Source organism: Candidatus Arthromitus sp. SFB-mouse-Japan (assembly GCF_000270205.1).
Taxonomy (GTDB): Bacteria; Bacillota; Clostridia; order Clostridiales; family Clostridiaceae; genus Dwaynesavagella.
The window spans coordinates 1,230,166-1,256,221 of the sequence record NC_015913.1 but is presented as its reverse complement, the minus strand read 5'-3'; the positions used below and the strand labels follow the sequence as shown (position 1 = coordinate 1,256,221).

Sequence of the window (26,056 nt, the reverse complement as noted above, 5' to 3'; positions counted from 1 at the left end):
TTAATGTTAAAATGTATAATCAGAACCATGTAGAAAGTTTTATTTTTTTGAAATTTTTCAGTGAGATTATTTACATAAATGGAATCTAATTAATGATAATGTTAAAAAGTCACAAGAAAATTTTTAGGAGAAGTTATGGAAATAAAGTGGAAAGATGGAAGGATAAGGTGTAAATGGGCAAATCCAAGCAATGATATTTATTTGCGTTATCATGATGAAGAGTGGGGAATTCCTATTTATGATGACCATAAATTATTTGAAATGTTGATTTTAGAATGTTTTCAAGCAGGACTGAGCTGGGAATGTATATTGAATAAACGGGAAGCATTTCGTGTAGCATTTGATGAATTTGAGTTGGAGAAAGTTTGTGCATATGGTGATAAAAAGATAGAAGAATTGTGTGAGGATAAAGAGATTATAAGAAATCGTCTAAAAATAAAAGCTGCTGTAAATAATGCTAATGTGTTTCAGGAAATATGTAGAGAATATGGCAATTTTTCAAATTATCTTTGGAATTGGACGGGAGAAAGAGTGATTTATGAAAATGATGTGATTAGTTCCCCAATTTCGGATTCTGTATCGAAAGATTTAAAAAAGCGTGGAATGAAATTTGTAGGTACTATTATTATCTATTCTTATATGCAGGCAGTAGGAGTAATTTATTCCCATGAGAAAGATTGTTTCTTGGAACATATAGAATGATGTTTATATGAAAGGTATAACAAATACATAGAGACAATTAAGAAGATAATTTTTTACATATATATTGAGTTACTTATATAATATTTGAAAGTAAGATATATTTTTTAGTGCCTATAGTTTTCTGAATATGAATTTGTTGGTAGGTATATTTCAAAGTTGATATTTTATTTGTTTTATGATATAACGACGGACGGATATTTTTGATTTTGCAATTTAGGGGGAATAGTACAATAATGAATAAAAAAATAGGTGATTTTATAGGTGCAGTGTCTTATGGTATTAATGACGTTTGTTTCTTGTGGGGATAACACAGTTAGTATAAATAGAGTAGCAGAAAATGAAGTGTTAAGTAAGAATGACAGTGTATTATCGATCAAAGAACAGGGAGTTTTTTCGGCGGGGGAGGGTACAGTAACTTTATCTGAAGGGACATTTGATATTTCAAATTATTATATATCAAGAGATGGATCTACATCTCATGTCGATCATGCTAATGTATTTTATCAAATACCGTTAGAAGAAATTGGACTTCCTATGGTGTTTTTGCATGGATATGGACAATCTAGAGTAGGATTTATGACCACACCAGATGGAAGGGAAGGTTGCTATGATATGTTTTTAAAAAAGGAACATAGTGTATTTTTAATTGATCAACCAAGACGAGGAGAAGCTGGACAAACTTCAGTAGCTGGAACAATAAGTACAGAGCCTTCCGATCAAACATGATATACACAGTTTCGTATAGGAACGTATATAGATAATGCTTTTACTTATAATAATAATTCACAATTTCCAAAAGGAGAAGAATTATTAGATCAATTTTTCCGTCAAATGACACCAGATACTGCAATGGATTCTGCGAATGGCGATTAAAGTATTGATGTAACTGTTGTGGCTAAAGCTGTTGCAGCTACTATTGATGAAGCATATCAAAAAACTGGTAAGAAATTTATTCTTGTTACACACTCTCAAGGAGGTAATCCTGGATGGGAAACAGTAAAATATACAGATAATATTGCAGCTATTGTAGCTATTGAATCAGGAGCGGCACCAGTTGTAGGAAGCGAGGATTATCAAGCAATGCTTCAAAATAATATTCCTGTGGTATTTTACTATGGTGATTATATAGGAGAAGAATTTAGTGATGTACCTGTTTCTGAAATGTGGGCAATGATGAAATCTATGGCTTACGATTTTTAGCAAGTGTATAAAGGTGATGGAGGGGTTTATGAAATTATAAATTTACCATATAAGGGAATATACGGTAACGACCATATGATGTTTCAGGATCTTAATAATGATGTAATTGCAAATGATATTGAAAATTGGATTCAAAATAATATAAAATTCGGAGGCTTGAATAAAAATTTAGGTCTCCGAATTTGTGTATTTTTTGGTATTTATATAAAAAAGAGGTGTTGGATAGTGAAGATGTAAGTTATTAAGGAAAATAATACATAAGTTGCAGTTGTCAGTAGTTATGAATTATTGATTAGAGATATTCAATCTGATTTGGATTTTATTGCAACAGTACAGTATGAGATAAGATGTAATAATATTGTGCTAAATTATGAAGATTGTTTGAAATATATAAGTAAGACATTAAAAGTTTTTATGTATGGGAGTAATAAAGGGGATAATGTTTATTTTCAGACTATTCTTTCTCTTACTATTAATAAGATTTCTGATTATGAGTGTTAGAAAATATACACCATATTATTGTAATTAAATTGTCAGACTTTTTTATAATACAGTTTATACAATAAACGTAGAAGTTTATTTAAAAGATCAATTATATGTTTGAGAGATAGAACAAATAGATTTTAGAAAATGGGATGAGTATTTAAAAGAAAATTATAGTTTGGTTGCAGTTTATAATGGAATTATTGTTGGATTCGGAGATACTGATTGATTAGTTAATTATTCGTCATGATTATCAGAATAGAGGAATTGCCACTGTTATTTATAATAAATTGGAATGTGAAATTAATGTTGATATGATAACGGTACATGTACTCATTATTTCAAAATCTTTTTTAGGAAAGGGGATATAAAGTGATTAAGTAAGCGAGGGAGAGAATTACATTAATAAATTATTTGATGGAGAAAAATATTAATTAGTTTGGTTGATGATATTTTTATGTAAAGGAGTATGCTATTTATAAAAATAATTTTATAAAGATAAATGTTAATTTGAGGAGGAAGGATAATGCCTACAAAAAGAATTATTTTAATAGCTATGATGACATGTCTTATATCAATTTGTTCATGGATCAATATACCTTCTGCACTACCTTTTACCATGCAAACTTTTGCAGTTTTTTGTGCATTATTATTGTTGGGTGGACAAGATGGTCTTTTGGCGATTTTTTTATATATTTTTATAGGATGTATAGGATTGCCTGTATTTGCTGGTTTTAAGGGGGGTGTTGGTCATATTATAGGACCTACAGGGGGGTATATTATAGGATTTATATTTACTGCACTTTGTTATTGTTTATTTGAGTCGTTGATTTTAAAGCATCCAAGAATTAAAGCATTTGTTCTCTTGATTGGATTATTTTTATGTTATGTGGTGGGTACTCTATGGTTTCAGATAATATATGAAGTTCAAGGATTAGAACATTCAGTTATAAAAATATTGTCAATGTGTGTATTTCCATACATAGTTCCAGATTTGTTAAAGCTTGCATTAGCTTTTATAGTGTGTAATAGGATACGTAGAGTGATTCCAAATGTTTAAAATAATTTACTAATATAATTTTAGCATCTCCTTTTACAGAAGATTCTTTTTAGCAATGTTAATTTCTGATATTGTTCTACTAGTATAAATAAAATGGACATATTTATGATTTAAATGTATTCTATGAATAATTTTATTTTGTACTGATAACAATGATTTCCAGGTTAATATGTTTTAAAACCGAAGAGTGGTTAGATAGAAAGAAATTAATTTAACTAAATGTATAATAATAACTTACGATTTTATTATTAGTACCTAATAATCACACATTTATATTATTTATTTATGTAGTTTATGTTGTTAGATTGGGGAAAGAAGTGGTTTGTATTTTTAGATTTTAAGATAAGGTAGATAATATTAATTTTGTGGTTTAACATATAAGTGGTTTATTGTTATTACGACATTGTTTTTTTATTGACATATTATCAAAATATAATTATAATTAAATCATAATAAATATAAAATGATAATTATTATTAAGAAAGAGTGATTTCTCGTGATTGATAAAATTGAAAATTTGACTGAGTATTTAGTTAAACATAATATAAAGCCATCTTTTCAACGGATAAAGATACTTGAAAGTTTAATAAAGTATAACGATCATCCAACGGCAGATGAAGTTTATAATAAGGTTTTGGAGGAGATTCCAACTTTGTCAAAGTCTACCGTATATAATACAATTAATGTTTTTATTGAAGCAAATATATTAAAGGGTGTTTACATTGAAGAAAATGAGTTAAGATATGATGCTATGACATTTAGCCATGGTCACTTTAAGTGCAAACAGTGTGATAGGATATATGATTTTGAAATTGATGTTGATAAAATTTATAATGATTCTTTAAATCAATTCCAAATTCAGGAAAAAGATGTATATTTTAAGGGTTTATGTTCAGAATGTATTCAGGTATTAGATAGCGTGTGAGAATCATGTAATTTCATTTAATTATCATAAATCATTAAAAAATTTTTGAATATTGATAATTGAAGGAGGTAGTGTAAATGAATTCAGAAGATAATAAGAAAAAGCTCACAACTGCTTTTGGAGCTCCAGTATCAGATAATCAAAATGCTATGACAGCTGGGCCAAGAGGACCTATGTTATTGCAAGATGTATGGTTCTTAGAAAAACTTGCACATTTTGATAGGGAAGTAATTCCAGAGAGAAGAATGCATGCAAAGGGTTCTGGGGCATATGGAACTTTTGTTGTTACTCATGATATTACAAAATATACTAAGGCTAAAATATTTTCAGAAATTGGTAAGAAGACAGATTTATTTTTAAGATTTTCAACAGTTGCAGGTGAACGTGGTGCTGCAGATGTGGAACGTGATATTAGGGGATTTGCTATAAAGTTTTATACAGAAGAGGGAAACTGGGATTTAGCTGGGAATAATACTCCAGTATTTTTTCTTAGGGATCCACTAAAATTTCCAGACTTAAACCATGCTGTTAAAAGAGATCCAAGAACAAATATGAGAAGTGCAAAAAATAACTGGGATTTTTGGACATCACTTCCAGAAGCACTCCATCAAGTTACAATTACAATGAGTGATAGAGGTATACCATTATCATATAGACATATGCATGGATTTGGTAGTCATACTTTTAGTATGATAAATGATAAAAATGAACGTGTTTGGGTTAAATTTCATTTTATTACTCAACAAGGAATTAAGAATTTAACAGATGAGGAAGCTGAAATAATAACAGGGAAAGATCGTGAGGCACATCAACGTGATTTATATGAAAGTATTGAAAAAGGAGATTATCCACGTTGGAAGATGTATATTCAGGTAATGACTGAAGAACAAGCATCAAAGATGCCGTATAATCCTTTTGATTTAACAAAAGTTTGGTATAAAGATGAGTTTCCGTTGATTGAAGTTGGATATTTAGAACTTAATCGTAATCCAGACAATTATTTTGCAGAAGTAGAACAAGCAGCATTTAATCCAGCGAGTGTGGTACCTGGAATAAGTTTTTCACCTGATAAAATGCTTCAAGGAAGATTATTTGCTTATGGTGATGCTCAACGTTATAGATTGGGTGTAAATATTAATCAGATTCCTGTTAATGCGCCAAAATGCCCAATTAATAGTTATCATAGAGATGGTAAAATGAGAGTAGATGGTAACTCGGGAAGTACTTTAGGTTATGAGCCTAATAGTTATGGTAAATGGCAAGAGCAGCCAGAATACAGGGAACCATCATTATCACTAAGTGGTAGCGCTGATCACTGGAATTTTAGGGAAGATGATAATGATTACTATACACAACCAGGAAAGCTTTTTAGATTGATGTCGCCAGAGCAGAGAAAAGTTTTATTTGAAAACACTGCTCGTTCCATGGGAGATATTCCAAAAGAGATTAAGATAAGACATATATCAAATTGTTATAAAGCAGATCCAGAATATGGACAAGGTCTTGCTAATGTTTTAGGAATTTCTATGGATGAAATAAAATAATATAATTTTTTAAATGGATAATGAGATTTCATTGTCCATTTATTTTTTTGTATGATATTTAGACAATTATGAATATATTTATTTGGATTTATCAGTAATTCATAAATTTTTAATTATTTAATGAAATATAGATAATCTTATATATGTTTTAAATCGTAATCAAAAATTTGAGCACTGCTATAAGAGTTAGTAGTGTTTTTTATTTGAGTATCTTATGTTTAAGAATTTAGATAATAAAGATTATTTGACAAAAATGTGAAATCACAGTATACTGGTCGTTGTGTATGTACGAAATCGTACAATAAGGAGTGGGTATGGAATTTTGTTTTAATGAAGAAATAGGATCATTTAATTTTTTAATGTCAAAAATAGATGTAGTTTATCATGAAGTAGCACTTAGACTGGGTATTACTGATAGTTCTATGCTAATTCTTTATGCACTTTGTTCTAATAATGGAGAGTGTATGCTTGGAGATATTATATCTGGGGCTAGTAAGCAGACTATTAATTCGGCACTTCGCAAACTGGAAGCAGATAAGATAATATATTTAGAAACTTTTAATGGTAGAAAAAAGAAAGTATATCTCACTGAAAAAGGAAAGGAATTTGTAAAAGATACAGTTCTTCGTGTAATTAAAGTAGAGAATGATATATTTTCATCATGGTCTGATGAAGAAAGGAAAATTTACATAGGATTAACACAGCGATATTTGAGAGATTTTAAGAAAAAAGTAAAGGAGTTTTAATATGGGTACTATACAACTTTCGGATAAATTTAATTATAAAAAGTTATTAAGATTTACATTTCCATCTATGATTATGATGGTATTTACTTCTCTCTATATGGTGGTAGATGGATTCTTTGTTTCTAATTTTGTTGGGAAGGTTCCATTTGCTGCTGTTAATTTTATTATGCCAGTACTTATTATTTTGGCATCTATTGGTTTTATGTTTGGTTCAGGTGGTAGTGCTCTTGTTTCTAAGATTTTGGGGGAAGGCGATCAGGATAAGGCAAGACGCCTTTTTTCTTTGATTGTATATAGTACGATTATTTGTGGAATTATTATTTTTATTGTAAGTTTTATTTTTATTGAGCCTATTGTATCTTTTATGGGTGCAGATGGAGAAATGTTAGAGAATTGTATTATTTATGGTAAAATTATATTGGTAGCGTTGCCTTTTTATATGATTCAGTTTGAGTTTCAAAGCTTTTTTATTACAGCTGGCAAACCACATATGGGTCTTATTACTACAGTAGTATGTGGAGTTACAAATATGATTTTAGATGCATTGTTTATGGCAGTTTTTTCATGGGGAATTGTTGGTGCAGCTGTTGCTACAACAATAAGTCAAATACTTGGGGCTACAATTTCAGTTTTGTATTTTTGTAGGCCAAATGCTGGTGTATTAAGATTAACAAAGACAAAAATGAATGCAAAGGCTTTGTTAAAGACGTGCACAAATGGTTCTTCTGAACTTATGAGTAACATTTCTTTATCAATTGTAAGTATGTTATATAATTTTCAGCTTATGAAATATGCAGGAGAAAATGGAATTGCTGTTTATGGGGTACTTATGTATGTTAATATGATTTTTCTTTCCATTTTTATTGGATATTCTACAGGGGTAGCTCCAGTAATTGGATATCATTATGGAGCAAAGAATTATTCAGAGTTAAAAGGATTATTGAGAAAGAGTTGTATTATTATTTGTATTTTTGCACTTATTATGTTTGGATTAGCAGAAAGTTTAGCAGGAACGTTGGCAAGTATTTTTGTAGGGTATGATATGGAGCTTATGGGTATGACAGAGAGGGCATTTAAGATTTACTCTATTTCATTCTTGTTTTCAGGATTTGCTATTTATGGTTCCTCCTTTTTCACCGCACTAAATGATGGTGTGACTTCTGCATTAATTTCGTTTTTACGTAGTTTGGTATTTCAAATTGTAGCAGTTATTGTTCTACCATTAATTTTTGGAATTGATGGTATATGGTTTTCAGTTATAGCTGCTGAGATTGTTGCTGTATTGATAACAGTTTTATTTATTATTGGAAAGAGGAGCAAGTATAGGTATTTATAAAAATGTAGTGGAAGGCAAGTTTTAAATCTAGAGGATTGAGATCTTAATAGATACTTTGAAAATAAGCAAATTATTTAATTTACGAATAATTTAATTTATGGTATTATTAAATAAATAGAATTAACGATATAAATACTATCGTGAGGATAGCAGAAGGGTTTGTAGTTACGCTACTTTAAATTTTGCGAGAAATCTAATTTTTTCGAAGAATTTTGCCCTTCTGCTTGTTTTATTATGGAGTATTTTTAGAGACGATTGTTTAAATTATTGTAGTAGGAGGGTTAATAAGTATGGATCAAAGAGCAATATTTAAATTAAGTTATGGATTATTTGTTTTAACTGCAAGAGAAGCAGATAAGGATAATGGGTGTATTTTAAATACAGCTATTCAAGTTACTGATTCGCCAAAACAGATAAGTATTTGTTTAAATAAATTGAATTATACTCATGGTATGATTGAAAGAACTGGAGAATTTACAGTGTCAGTTTTGAGTCAAGATGCAAAATTTAGTTTAATTAAACATTTTGGATTCCAAACAGGAAAAACAGTTAATAAATTTGAAGATTATAAAAATTGTACAAGAGGTTCTAATGGTATTTATTACATCACAGAGGGGACTAATGCTTATATATCAGTAAAAGTAACTAAAACTCAAGATTTAGGAACTCATACTATGTTTATCGGTGAGGTTACTGATATGGAAGTTTTAAGTTCTGCACCGTCATTAACATATGAATATTATTTTAATAATATTAAACCAAAACCTGAAGCTGTTGGGTTAACTAAAGATGGACAAACTATATGGCGTTGTATGATTTGTGGATATGAATATGTTGGCGAAGAATTACCGCATGATTTTATCTGTCCTATATGTAAACATCCTGCATCAGATTTTGAAAAAGTATCTAATCAATCAGATAAAAAAACTATAATAAATAAGTACGCAGGAACAAAAACAGAGAAAAATCTCATGGAAGCTTTTGCTGGGGAATCTCAGGCAAGAAATAAATATACCTACTTTGCATCTGTAGCTAGGAAAGAAGGATATCAGCAAATGGCTGAATTATTTATGAAGACTGCTGAGAATGAGAGAGAACATGCGAAGTTATGGTTTAAGGAATTGGGAGGAATTGGAGATACAAAACAAAACCTTAAGGCTGCTGCAGATGGAGAAAATTATGAGTGGACCGACATGTATGAAGAATTTGCAAAGACTGCAGAAGAAGAAGGATTCCACGATCTTGCTGTAAAATTTAGAGAAGTTGGTAAGATTGAAAAACATCACGAGGAAAGATATCGTAAGCTTCTTCAAAATATTGAAACAGCACAAGTATTTGAAAAAAGTAGTGTAAAGGTTTGGGAGTGTCGTAACTGTGGTCATATTGTAGTTGGAACAAAAGCACCAGAGGTATGTCTTGTATGTGCACATCCTAAGAGTTATTTTGAGATTCACGCTGAAAATTATTAGTAAAATAATTTTTTATAATGAAGTAAAAGTCCCTCATCATTATTGGTGAGGGACTTTTATTATTTAAATGAAGGTGGGTCAATATTTATATTAGAGAATTTATTGTCAGATGGTGAAGGTGATGATAAATTGAGATACATTTGAGCATCAGGAGTTGTTCCAAAATCTTTATTTGATCCGCTTTCTTGTATTTTATTGAATGCTTTTCTAAACATAGCATTATGAGCTTCTTCTCGATTTAATAAGAAGTCAATCGTTTGTTTAACTTTTTTATCATGGATTTGTCTATATAGATATTCATATACAACTTTTGCACGCTGTTCTGAAGCTATGTTTGATAATAGATCGGCACATAAATCACCAGTAACTGAAACGTAGTCACCAGTCCAAGAATATCCAGATGAATTGACTAAGCCAGGGTTTAGTCCAAATAATACTTGAGATTGGATTTCGCCACTTTGAGTTGACTCTGCATTTACATCATGACCATTTAGTAACATTATAGTTTGAGATATGATTTCTAAATGTCCTAATTCTTCTGCTGCTATATCAAGAAATAAGTCCTTTATCTCTTGATCTTTTATTCTGAAGCTTTGTGACATATATTGTAGTGCTGCTTTTAATTCACCATTTGCACCACCTAATTGTTCTTGTAAAAGAGCTGCATAATGTGGATTTGGTTTTTCTACTTCAACATTACATAACAGTTGTTTTTCATGTTTGAACATATAAACACTCCTCTAAGTTTTTATATTAGCTTTATCTAAAATAGTTAAAAAAATACTAATAACAATTAAGACAGCACTTATATTAAAAAGTATATAAATATATCATCTGATTAACCGAATAATTAGAGTATGTTTGTGTTTTTAAGGAGTTATTATGATAAAAAACATAGTACTGTTTACATCAATAGTTACAACTTATTATTTAAGTTTTTGTAGTATAGTAGATGTTCAATCATTTTTTCGTATTAGTTTGCCATCAAATGGAGTAGTTTCTGTGAATAATGCTAAATTGATGGGGGGGGGGGGGGTAGCTCTTCAATTACTAAAAATTCTAGTATAAAATATAATGCCTTTATCTCAAGTTCAAGTTAAAAAATATAATTTACTTGGTAAGACTTTTTTTAATAATCTTAATTTTGATGAACAACAATCTTTATTGATGTATACATATAGGAGTCGCGATATAAATAGAAAGTTGTCAGGTGAAGATCATATTAAGCAAGTTTTTTATGAAAATATTGATGATATGGTTAAGAATTTAGATGGAGTATTGCTTAAATTCAAATTAGAGGATGATATCTTGGTTTTTAAGGGTGCAAATAGACGATATTTTAAGGATTTAAAAGTTGGTCAAATTTTTAAACCAAATTATTATTTTAGCACTTCTGTTGATAAAAATGTGGCTGAGAGTTTTGCGCAAAATAAAAGGAATAAAGATGATTCTTTAATGATAGAGATTAAAGTTCCAAGTGGGAGTAAGGCTGTTTATGTTGGAGAAGATTCAGGATGGTTAAACCATAAGGAAATAATATTAGATAGAACTACTAAATATAAGGTTTTAAGTTTTAATGGAGATAAATTGGAATTAGAAGTTATTAATGATAATTAATTTAATTTACAATGGAAAATTAATGATACTTAATAAAAAATTATATCCCTAGTTTAAATCTAGGGTTTTTTGTTTTTAGGTAGATGAATTGACATTAAAATATGGGATGTATATAATTTTAGTGTGATATTTAGGATTATAGTGAAAGTTTAAAAAGGAGTTATATAATAAATATGAAAAATTATAGCAAAACACATTTAACAAATGAAGATTTAAAAGAGTTTAGCAATGAACTTCCTATAAAAAGGGCAGAACTTCATGATGTACTTTCTTTGACAGGAGCTGAAGTAAGTATAAATATTATTCCATCAGGTGTTTGTATACCGTTTGTTCATTCACATAAACAAAATGAAGAAATTTTTGCAATTTTATCGGGGAAAGGTAGAGCGATTATAGATGGAGAAAATATAGATCTTTCAGCTGGAGATTGGATTCGTGTCGCTCCAAAGGGGCAGCGTCAATTTTTTGCATCAGAAGATGAGGCAATGAAATTTATTTGTATCCAGGTTAAAGAAAATTCTTTAGAGGGATATACTATGGAGGATGGGATAATTCACAAGTAGTTTTTTTAAGTAGAGTCATAATATTAGAGATTAAATATGTGTTTTATTTATAGTAATTTTGATATATTTAAATCAAGATATGTTGTTAATTATATTGTAATTTTTGGAGGAATCAATGGAGGGACGAGAAGGTAAATTAATAAAATATATAGAAGGTTCTAAAACACGATTTATTATTCCAGTTTATCAACGTAATTATGATTGGAAAGAAAAGAATTGTGAACAGCTTTTTGATGATCTTATAAAAATTGTAAGAGGTAAAAGAAGGAGTCACTTTTTTGGGAGTATTGTATCTGTTCACGAAGGTTCTGGAAGAAATACAGAATACGTTATAATAGATGGTCAACAGAGGGTAACTACTATTTCATTACTTTTTTTAGCTATGTATAATTTGATTTTTAAAGGAATTATTAAACCTATAGATGGTTCCCTCGGGATTCAAATTTATGAAGAGTTTCTTGTTGATAAATATCAAACAGATGCTGAACGTATAAAGTTAAGACCTGTTAAAGATGATCGTGTAGCATTTGAAAAACTTTTTGATGGTGATGTATATGAGTATGTTAGAGAATCTAATTTAACGATAAATTATCAATATTTTTATAATAGAATTCAGAAAAATGAAATTACAATTGATGAATTATATGATGCTATATGTAGACTTGAAATAATTAACATTACTTTAAGTGGAGAAGATAATCCACAACTTATTTTTGAGAGTCTTAACTCAACTGGACTTGCTTTAAGTGAAGGAGATAAGATAAGAAATTTTATTCTTATGGGACTACCTGCAGATTTACAAGATGATTATTATACAAAATATTGGAATAGAATAGAAAAATTTACAAACTACGATGTAACTTCATTTTTAAGAGATTATCTTACTATTAAAAATGGGGAAGTGTGTAGTAGTAAAAAAATTTATACTAATTTTAAACAATATGTTGAAGATTTATCTTTGACTGTTGAGGATTTATTTAAAGATTTATTAGACTATGCAAAGAGATATGGTGTACTTTTAAATGGAGATAATAAAAATGATAGTTTATACAGTTGCATTGATAGATTAAATAGATTGGAGAAGAGTGTTACTAGACCATTTTTTCTTGAAGTATTGCGTTTATATGATGAGGGAGAATTAAGTATTTCTCAAGTAACAGATATATTTTTGATTACTGAGAGTTACTTGTTTAGAAGGATAATTTGTGATATGCAAACCAATGTTTTAAATGGAATGTTTTCAAATCTTCATCGTGAAATTATGAGATATAATGATAGTTCTTGTGAAAATTATCTCGAGAAATTTAAATATGTACTTTTATCTAAAAATGGAAGGGCATCTTTTCCAAGTAACCGAGAATTTAAGAAAAAATTTATGGAAAAACAAGTTTATAATATGACTCCTAAAAATAAAATCTATATTCTAGAGCGTTTTGAAAATTATAAAACAAAAGAATGTAAGGATGTATATGAAAAATATGATAAAGGAATTTATTCAATTGAACATATTATGCCTAGAGAGTTAACACCAGCATGGATAAAAGATTTAGGAGATAATTATAGAGAAATTCATGAAACGTGGTTACATAGAATTGGGAATCTTACATTAACTGCTTATAATTCAAGATATAGTAATAAGACTTTTAAAGAAAAGAAAACTATGGAAAATGGTTTTGAAGATAGTGGTATTCGTATGAATAATTATATTGCAAAAAATGAAAAGTGGACAAGTACAGAAATTGAAGAGCGTAGTAAATATCTTATTAACCAAGCTATTAAAATATGGATGTTACCATCAAGTGGGTTTGAACCTGAGAAGAAGCAAGTAGATGTTTATTCGCTTATTGATGAAGATATTGATTTTAGTGGGAAGAAAATCAAGTGTTTTAGTTTTAGGAATGCAGAGTATGCAGTAACATCATGGATAGAAATGTTTCAAAAAGTATTGCAAATACTTTATATTGAAGATAGGAGTGTTATAACAAAATTTGCAACATCTTCATATTTTGGTATTGCATCTTATTTTAGTTTTAATAAATCTGACTTTATTAATAGTGTTGAGATTTATGATGGGATACATGTAAATTCATGTACAAGTACAGAGAGAAAATTATTTATATTAAGAAATATATTTAAAGCATATGATGTTTATTTTAACGACTTAATTTTCTATACTAATAAAGAAAAATAAATTAATTTGTATATATTTTCAAAAGAGCAGTTCGAAATCATCCTGCTCGGATAAAAAGTTTTATCTAAATCAAAACTAGGAGGTAGTAAAGGGTGTTCGCCTTTACAATGAAATTATGAAAAGATACAGTGTCATTAATGAGAAGAACAAGAGGGAGATAGTTCTTCTTCGAGGGTCTGGATGTATTTATAAAAAATGTACATTTTGTGATTATTATTTGGATATGTCTAAGGACTCTTATGAAAATTATTTATTAAACAAATCTGTAATTGATAATATTACTGGAGAACATGGAACTTTAGAAGTTATTAATTCTGGATCGGTGTTTGAACTTGATAAGACAACGATAGATCTTATTAAGAGTGTATGTAAAGAAAAAGGTATTTCAATTATTCATTTTGAAAGTCATTACCTTTATAAGAAACGAATTCCTGAACTTAAGGAAGAGTTTTCTGATTTTGATATAAAAATGAAACTTGGACTTGAAACATTTGACTATGATCTTAGGGAAGGTATTTTTAATAAAGGGATACATGATAAGGATCCTGAGATTATATCAGAGTATTTTGATGAAGCAAATTTTCTTTTTGGAATAAGTGGACAAACTATAGAAAGTATAGAAACTGATATAAAATTAGGACTTAAGAACTTTGATAGAATTTGTGTAAATATAATGTGTGAGAATAGTACGGAAATGATTCCAGATAAAAATGTTATAAATGAATTCATGAGGAGTATATACCCAAAATATAAAGATGATTATAGAGTAGACATTTTAATTAATAATACTGATTTTGGGGTAGGTGCTTAGAATGAATGAGATACTTCTTATTTTATCATTATTTTTTATATATGGAATGATACTTATTACTTATAGGTATTATGGGAAAAGTGGACTTTATGCGATGATTGGAGTTGTGACTATTCTTGCAAATATTGAAGTTGTACTTCTTGTAGATGCTTTCGGGATGGAACAAACTCTTGGTAATATACTGTTTGCGTCAACATTTTTAATAACAGATATTTTATCCGAATGTGAAGGTAAAAGTAGTGCTAACAAGGCTGTATTTATTAGTATACTTATGATGATATTTTTCTTAGTTCTATCTCAAAGCTGGATACGATATATTCCGAGTATTAATGATGTTAAGATGGATTCTATTAGGAATATTTTTACAAATATTCCTAGAATGATTTTTTCATCATTAGGTGTTTATGCTATAAGTCAGTTTTTAGATGTTTGGCTCTATCATAAATGGTGGAATTTTACTTCAAAGAAATTTGGAAGTAAAGATAAGCTATTATGGATTAGGAATAATGGGTCAACGCTTATAAGTCAAATTTTTAATACAGTACTTTTTACATTGTTTGCTTTTGTTGGTGAATATGATGTAAATACACTTATTTCTATGATTGTATCAAGTTATATAATTTTTGTGGTTACTTCAATAATGGATACACCATTTGTCTATATTGCAAAGAATATTAAAAAAGGAAAGAGTGCTCAAGTTTAGAGTGCTCTTTCCTTTTATATTTTTATTAAATTATTTTTGATATTTGATCTGACAAAATTGCAAACCAAAATAGCTATTATACCAGATATTAATAAAATGGATCCATTATTTAATCGTCCTTGAAGTAAGTAGCCAAAAGATATCTGTCCAATTGGAATTGATCCAGTTGCAATTGCAGTAGATAATGCACTTACACTACCTAATATATTTTGGGGTACAGAAGTTTGTATATATGTAAGAGTTACAATATTTCCTATGCCGAGGCAAAACATAATAATAAATCCTCCCAATGTTATTCCAAGTACACCTATGTTTATATTATTTGTTATTATTAATAGTGTGCCTACAAGTAACATTGATAATGGCATTAAATAATTCAGTTTATAGTGGGTACTAAATTTAAATAAATTAGGTTTTAAATTTATTAAAATCCCACTTGTGAGTAAACCACTAGCTATTATACTTTCTATTATTCCATACATTTGAGATGGTAAGTTAAAATCTAAGTTTATTATTGTTGGTAGTAGTACAGAGTTTATTGGTACTATTGAAATGTTATATAATCCGTATGATAAAATTATACCCAATACTGTTTTATAATTTTTGGATAGTATTTTAAATGTTTTTGTAATATGAGCAAATGAGATAAATAGGTTTAAAGATTTATGTATTGTGTTTTGTTGTTTTGGAAGTATTATAAAGCATTCTAATATGGCAGATATAATAAAGCTTAATCCATTTAATATGAGTATAATGTTAATACCTAAAAATCCATAGAGTATACCTCCAAGTATTGGACCTAGAATATTTGATAATGATCCTACTTGACTTATATAACTATTTGCTCTTTGAAGATAATTATTTTTAACAGTTTGAGGTATAGATGCTGTTACGACGGGGCCATAGCATGCAGATATAGCAGATAATAAAATCATAACAAGACCTATGAGGAATATAGATTCCATTTTAAATATAAAAAATATAAAGCAAATTACCATAAGAATTCCTGATATGATATCGAGAAATATCATCATATATTTTTTATTATAATTGTCTGCTATATTACCTGCAATTGGTGCTAGAATTATGTATGGAATGATTGATAATGCTAGAATATTAGCATATATAGCAGGATTACCAGTTATGTCTAATATATAAAGAGATAATGCAAATCTTTGTATTGTGTTTCCAAATAAACTTATAATTTGACCTAATAGAATTAATTTAAAATTTTTATTAGTTTTCATTAATTATTGAGTAATCCATGCAAATTGGATATCCTTTCTCTTCATTTTTTACTAGGGTAGCATCTATCTCATAAAGTAATTTTAAATTTTCTTTAGTTATCACGTTTGAAGGATCACCTTGAAAAAGTACATTTCCATTTTTCATTCCAATAATATTATCAGCAAATTTTGTTGCGTGGTTTAATTCATGAATTACCATTATTATGGTTGTTTTATTATTTCTATTTAGTTTTTGAAGTAACTCTAATACTTCAAGTTGATGTGCCATATCTAAGTATGTTGTTGGTTCATCTAATATTATTGTATTCGTTTTTTGGGCAAGTGCTAATGATATCCAAACACGTTGACGTTGTCCGCCTGATAAGTTTGATACAATCCTATCTTTTATATCTAGTATACCTGTTTTTTCCATTGCCCAGTTAATTATCTCGTAATCTTCCTTGTTTAAACCAGAAAGTGATTTTTTATGAGGAAATCGACCATATGAAATTAAATTTTTAACGTCTATGCCTTCAGGAACAATTGGAGTTTGAGGTAATATCGATATTTTATTAGCAATTTCCCTTTGAGATAGGGATTTCATGTCTTTATCGTCCAGAAAAATTTTTCCACTTTTTATTGGTATAATTCTCATAATTGATTTTAAGAGTGTGGATTTACCACATCCGTTTGGACCAATTAATATGGTTACTTTATTTTCAGGTATTTCAAGATTTAGAGAAGGAATTATAATTTTTTCATCATAATTAACTTGAAGATTTTGAGTTCTTATTCTCATTATTTAAACCTCCTATCTCTTATAATTAAGAATATAAAATATGGTACAGCTAAGATTGATACAATTATTCCAACAGGAATTTCAATTGGAGAAAATAAGTTTTTTGCTATAGCATCAGATAATACCAAAATTATAGAACCTATGATTCCAGATAACACAATTATTTTGCAGTGAGAGTACCCAATTATACTTTTTGATATTTGAGGTGATATAAATCCTAAGAAAGCAATATTTCCAGCAACTGATGTGGCAATAGCAGCTAGGAATGATGCTATAAATATAAATAATACTGACTCTTTCTGTACATTTACACCAATTCCATAAGACAATTCATCACCAAGAGTGAGTATATCTAGTGTTTTACTTTTAATTAGGGTAACAATTATTAAAATTAATATGAATGGAAGAGTTAGTAGTATATAATTCCAGTTGCTACCCCAAAGGCTTCCACTAGTCCATGTTAAAACTTGATTATAATCGCCTTTAGAAACGCTAAGTTGATAAAATGAAATTATAGCAGAAAATCCTGTATTTATAGCAATACCAGTTAAAATAAATTTTATTGGCTTAAATCTTTTTTTGTATGCAAATAAATAAATCAAAATTATTGAAAACATTGCACCTATTATTGCAACGATTGGTATGAGTAAGACAGTTGATATTGGAAGTTTGGCATAATATGTACTTGTGTTAGATGAAATTAATAGAATAACAAATAATGCTGCCCCAGAATTTATTCCGATTATGCCTGGTTCTGATAAAGGATTTTTTGTTATTGTTTGGAATATCACTCCGGATATGCTTAAAGCAAAAGCTACAATAATAGCTAATATAACTCTTGGTAATCTTAACTCAAATATAGCAAAATTTTGAGGATTTGTTCCATTACCTAAAAATGTTTTAAATATATCGGCTATACTCATTTTGTAACTACCGAGATTTAAATAGAGGAGAACAGACAAGACAAGTATTATTGATGATATTAAAAAAACTAATGAAGCTTTTTTCATTTATATATTCTCCTTTCTAATTAATAATAGAAATATAGGAATTCCAATAAATGATGTAAATATTCCTATAGGAAGTTCATATGGAGATAGAATTGTTCTAGCAATTATATCACTGAAGATAAGTAGAGCACTTCCAAATAAGAAAGATAGAGGCAATACATCTTTATAATTAGTTCCGACTAATTTCTTTATTATATGTGGTACAAGAAGTCCAATAAAGCTAATATTACCAGATGTTGCGACACAAATAGAGCAAAGAGGGATTATTATGGAAATAATTTTTAAACGCACTTTAGATGGAGATACTCCAAGACCTATTGCATTTTCATCTCCGAGATTTAAAATATTAAGATCATTAATCATCAAGATAGATAGAAAACAGAATATAGAACCTATGATTATCAATGAAATAACTTGTAACCATCCATTCTGATTTAAACTTCCAGAAATCCAAAATGCTAATTCTTGAGATTTATTTTTAATTAGAGCAATCATCGATGCAATAGATATGAAAAGTGTACTCATCGCAGTGCTTGCAAGGAGTAGTTTAGATATGTTATGGTTTAATGAAGAATTTTTCATAATTATCAAAACTATTATACCACTAAATGCAGAACCTATAAGAGCCATAAAAAAATTTCCATAGATTCCAAGACCTATAGGAAAAATTGTAGATAGCGCTATAGCTAAAGTAGCTCCTTGGGTTATACCGATTATAGATGGATCAGCTAAAGGATTACGCATAACTCCTTGAATCATTGCTCCACATATAGAAAGAATGCCTCCATTTAATAGAGCAGAAATAACTCGAGGGAGTCTCACATCTCTTATAAGCTGTGCTTCCACAGACCCATCATAAAAAAATATGGAATTAAACACATTTTTTAGAGGAATATCTTTAGCCCCAATGTTAATTGAGGCTAAGATCCCTATAAGAAGTAAAATAAATCCAGTAATTGAGATTAATCTTTTACTTATCTTCATAACTAATTCCCCATTAAATCAACAAATTGATTTACAAATATATCTCTTCCAATGGAACTATAGACCATATTGAAGTATGGACTTGATGGTAATTCGATAACATTATTATTTTTAACTGCATTTAAGTTATTATAAATAGGACTTTGTTTCAAAGCATTTATATCTTCATCAGTTCCTATTAGAATCATATAATCTGAATCTATTTCTAATAATCCTTCGTAATTTACGACAGGAAGACTTATGGTATCCTGTACAGGGAGTTTAGCAGGTTTGTTTAGCCCCATATCTTCGTACAATATTCCACCAACCCCAGCAGAGTCAAATACAAATATTTGTCCACCACTTGCAAGTATTGAAAGATAGGTTGTTTCATTACCATATTTTTCTTTAATTTCATTTCCTTTTTGTTTAGCATTTGATTCATAATTTTCAAGCCATTTGTTTGCAGCATCTTCTTTATTTAATATAGAGGCAACTTTAAGTATATCTTTTTTCCAATCTATTTGTTCAAGTTCTATCATTATTGTTGGTGCTATGCTTTTTAATTGTTCGTACATTTTCTCTTGTGTTTTTGAAATTATAATTAAATCAGGATTAAGATTTAATACACCTTCAATATCTACAGTATCTTGCATACTGTAACCTAAAATTTTAGCATCTTTTAAAGTTTCTTCTAGATAAGAAGGGAATTTAGTGTAGTCGTAAGCATCAGAGTTTGCTGTACCTACAACAGAATATCCAAGAATGCTAAGTATATCGCTATTACCACTTAGGTCTACGATACGCTTAGGATTTTTAGGTATTTGAACATCCCCAATTGAGTCTTTAACAGTTATCATTTCGACAGATTTATTATTTGTAGAATTATTATCATTAGAATTATTGTTTGAAGATGTGCATCCAACAATAAGTACAGCAAAAAAACATATAAATGTAGTTTTTAAAATTGACAATAGTTTCATTTATAAATATCTCCTTTATAAAATAAAAAGTAATATTAATTATCATTTAATGATAGACAAGTTTAATTTTAGATATTATAATGGTGATATCATTAATGATAATAAGTATCATTTTACTCATATTTATAAAGTAAGTCAAGTTAGTTAGGTGTGGGGAAATTAAATGAAGAAGAGGTATTTAATCTTAATACTACTTTTAGTTGTTTTATCTTTGATTTCACTATTTTTAGGAGCTAAAAATATAACGATATGGGAAATCTTAAATGGAGATATTGATAGTATTAGGATTTTTTTGGTGAGTAGATTACCGAGACTCATAAGCATCTTGATTGCGGGAGTTGTTATGAGTATATGTGGACTTATAATGCAACAGATTAGTCAAAATAAATTTGTATCGCCAACAACTGGAGCAACTATTGATTCAGCACAGCTTGGAATAATGGTAGCTATGATTATATTTCCTAGTGCAAGTATAATGCAAAAAACAATTATATCTTTTGTGTTTGCATTGATTGGTACATTTATTTTTATAATATTTTTGAGAAATCTCAAGATAAAGAACGTGGTATTTGTACCATTAGTTGGAATTATTTTTGGTAATATTATTGGATCCATAACGACTTTCTTGGGATATAAGTTTGATTTATTGCAGAGTGTTAGTTCGTGGATGCAGGGTAATTTTTCAATGATTCTGAAGGGAAATTATGAGCTTTTATATTTGAGCATTCCTCTTGTTATAATTACTATAGTTTATGCAAATATGTTTACTGTTGCTGGAATGGGAAAAGATTTTGCTACAAATTTGGGACTTAATTATGATAGAGTGGTTAATATTGGAGTTTCTATAGTTGCATTAGCAACTGTTATAGTGGTTGTAACAGTTGGAAGTATACCTTTTATTGGACTTATAGTTCCTAATTTAGTTGCTATGTATAAAGGGGATAATGTAAATAAAAGTATTTTTGATATTGCGCTTGTTGGTTCTGTGTTTATACTTATTTGTGATATAATTGGACGAGTTGTTATTTATCCATATGAATTTCCAATAGGAGTTACTGTAGGAGTAATTGGAAGTATATTGTTTCTTTTTATAGTATTAAGGAGGAATAATTGTGGGAAGTAAACGTGTTAATAAAGATAGGTCTTTTGAAAAAATTACGATGTTTCTTGCGATCCTAATAGTAATAGTTTCTCTATTTTATTTGTTCATGAGTATTAGGAAAGGGAACTTAGAGTACTCACTTTCACAGCGTATACCTAAATTAATTGCAATCGTATTAACGGGATCATTAATATCTTTTTCTACAATATTATTTCAAACTATTACAAATAATCGTCTTTTGACTCCAAATGTAATGGGACTTGATTCGTTTTATGTTTTGATTCAAACTGTGATTGTTTATGTGTTTGGATCAATACACATATTTACTAGTGATAAGAGAATTAATTTTTTGATTTGTATAGTGTTGATGGTTGTTATATCTACATTTCTTTATTCGTCTTTGATGAAAAAGAATAGAGCTAATATTATTTTAATTGTACTAGTTGGTGTTATATTGGGAACTCTCTTCAGTAGTCTTTCAAAATTTATGCAAATAATGATTGATCCCAATGAGTATTTAATGCTTCAAAATAAACTTTTTGCAAGCTTTAACAATATAAATGAAGATATTTTGTTTATATCAGTGATAATAATAGTCATTACATTGATATTTGTGTTAAAGGATTTCAAATATTTAGATGTTATGAGTTTGGGTAGGGATCATGCGATAAGTTTAGGAGTGGATTATGATAGGTTAACTAAAAAATTATTCATTATAGTTTCTATTTTAATATCTATATCTACAGCTTTGGTTGGACCAATTACATTTTTGGGACTACTGGTTGTTAATGCTACTAAGCAAATTGTGAAAAGTTATAAACATTCTAATATAGTTACTATAGGGAGTTTATTATCGGTATTTGTATTGTTATTTGGACAGTTATTGCTTGAGAGGGTTTTGAAAATATCGACTCCTGTGAGTGTAGTTATAAATTTAATTGGGGGTATTTATTTTATGTATTTGCTATTAAGGGAGAGTAAGGTATGTTAAAGATTAAAGATGTTTCTAAGTCTTATGGTAGTAATCGTGTAGTTAACAATATATCTCTTGATATAAAAAAGGGGAAGCTTACCTCTTTTGTTGGACCTAATGGTGCGGGTAAAAGTACTCTTTTATCAATAATAGTTGGATTACTTGAAAAAGAGAGCGGAGAAATTTATTTAGATGGCAGGGATATTAGTAGCTATAAAAAAGATGAGTTATCTAAAAAGATATCTATTCTTAGACAATCAAATAATTTAAATATTAGATTGACCATACGTGATTTAGTTAGTTTTGGAAGGTTTCCATATTCTAAAGGTAGATTAACTAATGAAGATAAAATATTTGTTGATGAAGCTCTTGAGTATATGAAACTTTGTGATATACAAGATAAATTTTTAGATGAAATAAGTGGAGGACAAAAGCAAAGGGCTTTTATTGCTATGGTTATTGCTCAAGGGACAGAATATATTTTTCTTGATGAGCCTTTGAATAATTTGGATATGAGCAATTCAGTTCAAATGATGAAAGTTTTAAGAAGACTTTGTGATGATTTAGGAAAAACAATAGTGATTGTTATGCATGATATAAATTTTGCTTCTTGTTATTCAGATTATGTTGTTGCTTTTAAAGATGGAGTCATATACAAGCAGGGAAAAACAAGTGATATAATAGATGAGAATGTTTTAGAAGAGATCTATCAAATTAAATTTGATGTCCAAAACATAAATGGAAATAAGATCAGTATTTACTATTAATAAGAAAGGGAAAATTAAGATTATGAAGTTTATTAAAAAATTATCTATAACATGTTCAATGTTGCTTATTGGATTTTTAGTTTCTTGTGTAGGTGAAAATACTACAAATAAAACCGATAATCAAAATGCATATCAAGGAGTTAATATTGAAACTATTATGGTTAAACATACAAAAGGTGAAACAGAGGTAAATAAAAATCCTCAAAGAGTTGTTACATTTGATTATGGATCATTAGATATTTTAGAAAATTTGGGAATTGATGTGCTTGGACTTCCAAAAGAAACTTTACCAAAGATGTTTGAAAAATATAAAGATAGTAAATATGAAAATTTAGGTGGATTAAAAGAACCAGATTTTGAAGCAATCAATGCACTTAATCCAGAACTTATAATAATAAGCGGTAGACAATCTGATATGTATGATAAATTTTCTCAAATAGCTCCAACTATACTTTTGAGTATAGATGGTTCAAAATATATGGAAGACTTAACTAATAATGCAAATGTTTTGGGAAGTATATTTGGCAAAGAGGATATTGTTGCAACAAAATTAAACGAAATTCAATCTAAGATAAGTGAATTAAATACTTTAGTAACTTCAAAGAACTTAAATGCATTAACATTATTAGTTAATGAAGGAAATTTAAGTGCTTATGGTGATAAGTCAAGATTCGGTATTTTATATAATAGTTTTGGTTTCAAGAATGTTGATGAGACTCTTCAGGATTCAACACATGGACAGCAAGTATCTTTTGAATATGTAGTAGATAAGAATCCAAACGTATTGTTTGTTATAGATAGAGGAGTGGCTACTTCTGGGGAAGGAGCTGCTGAGACAGTTTTAGATAATGATCTTATAAAATCAACAGATTCATATAAAAATGAAAATATTGTGTATTTAGATGCTCAAGTTTGGTATTTGGTTTCTGGTGGATTTAATTCAACAAATAGTATGATAGCTGAAATTGAAAATTTTATGAGTAAATTCTAGTGAATGATATAAAAATATTTGTAACTAATTGTATAATTAGAATGAAATAAAAAAACTGCGTCATTATGATGTAGTTTTTTTATTTGATAATTAAATTGATATTTTAAGAAAGGATTTAGATATGTTAAAGAGTTTTATAAGTTACTATGCTCCATATAAAAAATTGTTTTTTATGGATATGTTGGCAGCGTTTATGGTGGCTATAATAGATCTTGTTTATCCAATGATAACACGCAATATAATAAATGATGCTGTTCCAAATAGAAATATAAGAATGATATTTGTGTTTTGTATAATTTTACTTGTTATTTTTATTATTAAGGCTGGACTCAATTATTTTATTCAGTATTATGGACATGTTGTAGGAGTTAGAATGCAAGGTGATATGAGAAGAAAGGTATTTAAACATCTTCAAAAATTGCCTAATGAATATTTTAGCAATAATAAAACTGGTGCTATTATGTCTAGAATTGTAAATGATCTTATGGAAATATCTGAGCTTGCACATCATGGTCCAGAAGATGTGTTTGTTTCTCTTGTAATGTTTGTTGGTTCATTTACTTTGCTTTGTAGAATAAATGTACTTCTTGCTATTATTATATTTGCCTTTGTTCCCGTGATAGTTGTATTTTCAATAATTAAGCGTAGAAAAATGAGTAGTGCGTTTAGGGAAACTAGAATTAAGACAGGAGATGTAAATGCTGTTATTGAAAATTCTATTTCAGGAATCAGAGTTACGAGGTCATTTGTAAATGAGAAGAGTGAACTTAATAAGTTTGATAATTCAAATGATATGTTTAGAGAAGCAAGAGAATATGCGTATAAGAAAATGGGAGAGTTTTTTTCAGGAACTTTTTTCTTAGTTGATATGCTTGAACTTATTGCACTTATAGCATCTGCTGTCTTTACATTTAATGGATATATTACTATAGGTGATTTTGTTGCTTATGTACTATATGTTAAGATGTTTATTCAACCAATAAGGAAACTTATAAATTTCTCCGATCAATTTCAAAATGGTATGAGTGGTTTTCAAAGATTTGAGGAGCTTTTGAAAGTTGAAACAGAGAAAGAGTCAAAAGATGCGAAGGAACTTAAAAATGTTAATGGAGAAATTATTATAGATAATGTGACATTTAGATATGAAAGCAACAATGAGGAAGTGTTTAATGGATTTAATCTTAAGATAGATGCGGGCAAAACTGTTGCTCTTGTTGGCCCATCAGGGGGAGGGAAGACAACTATATGTAGTTTGATCCCAAGGTTTTATGATGTGTGTGATGGAAGTATAAAGATTGATGGGATTGATATAAGAGAGGTTACTTTGGATTCTTTGAGAAGAAATATTGGGATTGTTTCTCAAGAAGTTTTTTTGTTTACGGGGAGTATAAGGGATAATATAATCATAGGTAAACCTGATGCGACTGATGAGGAAGTTATGGATGCATGTATTAAGGCAAGAATTCATGATTTTATAATGAGTCTTAAGGATGGATATGATACTTTTGTTGGGGAAAGAGGTCTTAAGCTTTCAGGTGGACAGAAGCAAAGGATATCTATTGCGAGAGTTTTTTTGAAGGATCCCAAAATTATGATATTGGATGAAGCAACATCAGCTCTTGATAATATAACAGAACGTGAGATTCAAGAATCTTTAGAAGAGTTATCAAGAGGTAGAACAAATATAATTGTTGCTCATAGACTTTCAACAATTCAAAATGCTGATGAGATATTATTAATAGGTAAGAGTGGAATTGTTGAGAGAGGAACTCATAATGAATTAATAGATAAGGGTGGAGTTTATAAAAGTTTGTATAGTACAGTTTAAAAGGTTTAAGTATTAGGTGGATCTTGTTAGATCCACCTTTTTATTTACATATTTATTATTTAAG

At 28.8% G+C, this 26,056-nt stretch carries 26 protein-coding genes and 1 pseudogene; 21 read left to right on the top strand and 6 right to left on the bottom strand.

The annotated features are described in order from the left end of the window. The first annotated feature begins 135 nt into the window (after positions 1–135). The 11 genes and pseudogenes from SFBM_RS06010 to rbr all read left to right on the top strand — a co-directional run bounded on the left by SFBM_RS06010 (position 136) and on the right by rbr (position 9,465). On the top strand, positions 136–702 hold the full coding sequence (locus tag SFBM_RS06010) for a DNA-3-methyladenine glycosylase I (RefSeq protein ID WP_014018024.1): 567 nt from the start codon (positions 136–138) through the stop codon (positions 700–702). A 273-nt stretch (positions 703–975) separates the two neighbouring features. Beyond that, positions 976–1,428 carry a hypothetical protein gene (locus SFBM_RS06005; protein ID WP_041568924.1) on the top strand — a complete coding sequence of 151 codons (453 nt, stop codon included), beginning with the start codon at positions 976–978 and terminating at the stop codon, positions 1,426–1,428. A 165-nt stretch (positions 1,429–1,593) separates the two neighbouring features. Continuing rightward, on the top strand, positions 1,594–1,902 hold the full coding sequence (locus SFBM_RS06000) for an alpha/beta hydrolase (RefSeq protein WP_005805531.1): 309 nt from the start codon (positions 1,594–1,596) through the stop codon (positions 1,900–1,902). Positions 1,903–2,190: 288 nt separating this feature from the next. Then, positions 2,191–2,403, top strand: coding sequence for a hypothetical protein (locus SFBM_RS05990; RefSeq protein WP_014018023.1), 213 nt, complete (start codon positions 2,191–2,193; stop codon positions 2,401–2,403). A 508-nt stretch (positions 2,404–2,911) separates the two neighbouring features. Then, positions 2,912–3,445: a biotin transporter BioY gene (locus tag SFBM_RS05985; RefSeq protein WP_005805534.1), complete on the top strand. Its 534-nt coding sequence runs from the start codon at positions 2,912–2,914 to the stop codon at positions 3,443–3,445. Positions 3,446–3,941: 496 nt separating this feature from the next. After that, entirely contained in the window at positions 3,942–4,370 is a 429-nt protein-coding gene (locus SFBM_RS05980; protein ID WP_005805536.1) for a Fur family transcriptional regulator, read from the top strand. A gap of 77 nt (positions 4,371–4,447) precedes the next feature. Then, a complete protein-coding gene (locus tag SFBM_RS05975) occupies positions 4,448–5,914 on the top strand; it encodes a catalase (protein ID WP_005805537.1) in 1,467 nt (488 codons plus the stop codon). 314 nt (positions 5,915–6,228) lie between these two features. Continuing rightward, positions 6,229–6,660 carry a MarR family winged helix-turn-helix transcriptional regulator gene (locus tag SFBM_RS05970; protein ID WP_007440908.1) on the top strand — a complete coding sequence of 144 codons (432 nt, stop codon included), beginning with the start codon at positions 6,229–6,231 and terminating at the stop codon, positions 6,658–6,660. Between the two features lies 1 nt (position 6,661). Then, entirely contained in the window at positions 6,662–7,996 is a 1,335-nt protein-coding gene (locus tag SFBM_RS05965; RefSeq protein WP_014018022.1) for an MATE family efflux transporter, read from the top strand. 290 nt (positions 7,997–8,286) lie between these two features. Further along, positions 8,287–8,688: pseudogene (locus SFBM_RS08310) on the top strand (flavin reductase family protein); the annotation flags it as partial. A gap of 120 nt (positions 8,689–8,808) precedes the next feature. After that, on the top strand, positions 8,809–9,465 hold the full coding sequence (rbr, locus tag SFBM_RS08305) for a rubrerythrin (RefSeq protein WP_438825413.1): 657 nt from the start codon (positions 8,809–8,811) through the stop codon (positions 9,463–9,465). A 59-nt stretch (positions 9,466–9,524) separates the two neighbouring features. On the opposite strand, the gene SFBM_RS05955 is transcribed toward rbr, so the two are convergent. Further along, complete coding sequence (locus SFBM_RS05955) at positions 9,525–10,193, bottom strand: manganese catalase family protein (RefSeq protein ID WP_005805543.1); 669 nt, start codon at positions 10,191–10,193, stop codon at positions 9,525–9,527. Between the two features lie 346 nt (positions 10,194–10,539). On the opposite strand from SFBM_RS05955, the gene SFBM_RS05945 reads away from it, so the two are divergent. From SFBM_RS05945 to SFBM_RS05925, 5 genes are all read left to right on the top strand, one after another. Beyond that, positions 10,540–11,082, top strand: a complete 543-nt coding sequence (locus tag SFBM_RS05945; protein WP_005805546.1) for an ADP-ribosyltransferase — start codon at positions 10,540–10,542, stop codon at positions 11,080–11,082. A gap of 173 nt (positions 11,083–11,255) precedes the next feature. Beyond that, positions 11,256–11,645: a cupin domain-containing protein gene (locus tag SFBM_RS05940; protein WP_005805548.1), complete on the top strand. Its 390-nt coding sequence runs from the start codon at positions 11,256–11,258 to the stop codon at positions 11,643–11,645. Positions 11,646–11,760: 115 nt separating this feature from the next. Next, positions 11,761–13,836 (top strand): DUF262 domain-containing protein, encoded by a 2,076-nt coding sequence (locus SFBM_RS05935; protein WP_005805550.1) that lies wholly within the window; start codon positions 11,761–11,763, stop codon positions 13,834–13,836. 115 nt (positions 13,837–13,951) lie between these two features. After that, the gene (locus SFBM_RS05930; RefSeq protein ID WP_005805552.1) at positions 13,952–14,647 is read left to right on the top strand and encodes a hypothetical protein; all 696 of its coding nucleotides are present in this window, start codon (positions 13,952–13,954) and stop codon (positions 14,645–14,647) included. 1 nt (position 14,648) lies between these two features. After that, entirely contained in the window at positions 14,649–15,350 is a 702-nt protein-coding gene (locus SFBM_RS05925; RefSeq protein WP_005805555.1) for a queuosine precursor transporter, read from the top strand. Between the two features lie 14 nt (positions 15,351–15,364). On the opposite strand, the gene SFBM_RS05920 is transcribed toward SFBM_RS05925, so the two are convergent. The 5 genes from SFBM_RS05920 to SFBM_RS05900 are packed head-to-tail and all read right to left on the bottom strand — an operon-like array spanning position 15,365 to position 20,331. Then, on the bottom strand, positions 15,365–16,597 hold the full coding sequence (locus SFBM_RS05920) for an MFS transporter (RefSeq protein ID WP_005805557.1): 1,233 nt from the start codon (positions 16,595–16,597) through the stop codon (positions 15,365–15,367). Next, the gene (locus tag SFBM_RS05915) at positions 16,587–17,375 is read right to left on the bottom strand and encodes an ABC transporter ATP-binding protein (RefSeq protein ID WP_005805558.1); all 789 of its coding nucleotides are present in this window, start codon (positions 17,373–17,375) and stop codon (positions 16,587–16,589) included. The genes SFBM_RS05920 and SFBM_RS05915 overlap by 11 nt, the downstream gene beginning before the upstream one ends. Next, positions 17,375–18,385, bottom strand: coding sequence for a FecCD family ABC transporter permease (locus tag SFBM_RS05910; RefSeq protein ID WP_005805559.1), 1,011 nt, complete (start codon positions 18,383–18,385; stop codon positions 17,375–17,377). Before SFBM_RS05910 ends, SFBM_RS05915 begins: the two co-directional genes overlap by 1 nt. Further along, complete coding sequence (locus SFBM_RS05905) at positions 18,386–19,369, bottom strand: FecCD family ABC transporter permease (protein ID WP_005805561.1); 984 nt, start codon at positions 19,367–19,369, stop codon at positions 18,386–18,388. 2 nt (positions 19,370–19,371) lie between these two features. Next, positions 19,372–20,331 carry an ABC transporter substrate-binding protein gene (locus SFBM_RS05900; protein ID WP_005805563.1) on the bottom strand — a complete coding sequence of 320 codons (960 nt, stop codon included), beginning with the start codon at positions 20,329–20,331 and terminating at the stop codon, positions 19,372–19,374. Positions 20,332–20,494: 163 nt separating this feature from the next. Here SFBM_RS05900 and SFBM_RS05895 point away from each other — a divergent pair, with 163 nt between their 5' ends. From SFBM_RS05895 to SFBM_RS05875, 5 genes are all read left to right on the top strand, one after another. Beyond that, positions 20,495–21,454 (top strand): ABC transporter permease, encoded by a 960-nt coding sequence (locus SFBM_RS05895; protein WP_014018021.1) that lies wholly within the window; start codon positions 20,495–20,497, stop codon positions 21,452–21,454. After that, on the top strand, positions 21,444–22,424 hold the full coding sequence (locus tag SFBM_RS05890; RefSeq protein ID WP_005805567.1) for an iron chelate uptake ABC transporter family permease subunit: 981 nt from the start codon (positions 21,444–21,446) through the stop codon (positions 22,422–22,424). The genes SFBM_RS05895 and SFBM_RS05890 overlap by 11 nt, the downstream gene beginning before the upstream one ends. After that, a complete protein-coding gene (locus SFBM_RS05885) occupies positions 22,418–23,173 on the top strand; it encodes an iron ABC transporter ATP-binding protein (RefSeq protein ID WP_005805569.1) in 756 nt (251 codons plus the stop codon). The genes SFBM_RS05890 and SFBM_RS05885 overlap by 7 nt, the downstream gene beginning before the upstream one ends. 22 nt (positions 23,174–23,195) lie before the next feature. Beyond that, complete coding sequence (locus SFBM_RS05880; protein ID WP_014018020.1) at positions 23,196–24,164, top strand: siderophore ABC transporter substrate-binding protein; 969 nt, start codon at positions 23,196–23,198, stop codon at positions 24,162–24,164. Positions 24,165–24,285: 121 nt separating this feature from the next. Then, positions 24,286–25,992 (top strand): ABC transporter ATP-binding protein, encoded by a 1,707-nt coding sequence (locus SFBM_RS05875; protein WP_005805573.1) that lies wholly within the window; start codon positions 24,286–24,288, stop codon positions 25,990–25,992. Positions 25,993–26,056 lie beyond the last annotated feature (64 nt).

Excerpts from the sequence above, each read along its gene's own strand:
- SFBM_RS05905 (WP_005805561.1), bottom strand. The coding sequence starts at position 19,369 with ATGAAGATAAGTAAAAGATTAATCTCAATTACTGGATTTATTTTACTT.
- SFBM_RS05885 (WP_005805569.1), top strand. The coding sequence starts at position 22,418 with ATGTTAAAGATTAAAGATGTTTCTAAGTCTTATGGTAGTAATCGTGTA.
- SFBM_RS05945 (WP_005805546.1), top strand. The coding sequence starts at position 10,540 with ATGCCTTTATCTCAAGTTCAAGTTAAAAAATATAATTTACTTGGTAAG.
- SFBM_RS05970 (WP_007440908.1), top strand. The coding sequence starts at position 6,229 with ATGGAATTTTGTTTTAATGAAGAAATAGGATCATTTAATTTTTTAATG.
- SFBM_RS05895 (WP_014018021.1), top strand. The coding sequence starts at position 20,495 with ATGAAGAAGAGGTATTTAATCTTAATACTACTTTTAGTTGTTTTATCT.
- SFBM_RS05975 (WP_005805537.1), top strand. The coding sequence starts at position 4,448 with ATGAATTCAGAAGATAATAAGAAAAAGCTCACAACTGCTTTTGGAGCT.
- SFBM_RS05915 (WP_005805558.1), bottom strand. The coding sequence starts at position 17,375 with ATGAGAATAAGAACTCAAAATCTTCAAGTTAATTATGATGAAAAAATT.
- SFBM_RS05935 (WP_005805550.1), top strand. The coding sequence starts at position 11,761 with ATGGAGGGACGAGAAGGTAAATTAATAAAATATATAGAAGGTTCTAAA.
- SFBM_RS05930 (WP_005805552.1), top strand. The coding sequence starts at position 13,952 with ATGAAAAGATACAGTGTCATTAATGAGAAGAACAAGAGGGAGATAGTT.
- SFBM_RS05955 (WP_005805543.1), bottom strand. The coding sequence starts at position 10,193 with ATGTTCAAACATGAAAAACAACTGTTATGTAATGTTGAAGTAGAAAAA.
- SFBM_RS05900 (WP_005805563.1), bottom strand. The coding sequence starts at position 20,331 with ATGAAACTATTGTCAATTTTAAAAACTACATTTATATGTTTTTTTGCT.
- SFBM_RS06005 (WP_041568924.1), top strand. The coding sequence starts at position 976 with ATGGTATTAATGACGTTTGTTTCTTGTGGGGATAACACAGTTAGTATA.
- SFBM_RS06010 (WP_014018024.1), top strand. The coding sequence starts at position 136 with ATGGAAATAAAGTGGAAAGATGGAAGGATAAGGTGTAAATGGGCAAAT.
- SFBM_RS05910 (WP_005805559.1), bottom strand. The coding sequence starts at position 18,385 with ATGAAAAAAGCTTCATTAGTTTTTTTAATATCATCAATAATACTTGTC.
- SFBM_RS05920 (WP_005805557.1), bottom strand. The coding sequence starts at position 16,597 with ATGAAAACTAATAAAAATTTTAAATTAATTCTATTAGGTCAAATTATA.
- SFBM_RS05880 (WP_014018020.1), top strand. The coding sequence starts at position 23,196 with ATGAAGTTTATTAAAAAATTATCTATAACATGTTCAATGTTGCTTATT.
- SFBM_RS05965 (WP_014018022.1), top strand. The coding sequence starts at position 6,662 with ATGGGTACTATACAACTTTCGGATAAATTTAATTATAAAAAGTTATTA.
- SFBM_RS05875 (WP_005805573.1), top strand. The coding sequence starts at position 24,286 with ATGTTAAAGAGTTTTATAAGTTACTATGCTCCATATAAAAAATTGTTT.
- rbr (WP_438825413.1), top strand. The coding sequence starts at position 8,809 with ATGATTTGTGGATATGAATATGTTGGCGAAGAATTACCGCATGATTTT.
- SFBM_RS05985 (WP_005805534.1), top strand. The coding sequence starts at position 2,912 with ATGCCTACAAAAAGAATTATTTTAATAGCTATGATGACATGTCTTATA.
- SFBM_RS05940 (WP_005805548.1), top strand. The coding sequence starts at position 11,256 with ATGAAAAATTATAGCAAAACACATTTAACAAATGAAGATTTAAAAGAG.
- SFBM_RS05925 (WP_005805555.1), top strand. The coding sequence starts at position 14,649 with ATGAATGAGATACTTCTTATTTTATCATTATTTTTTATATATGGAATG.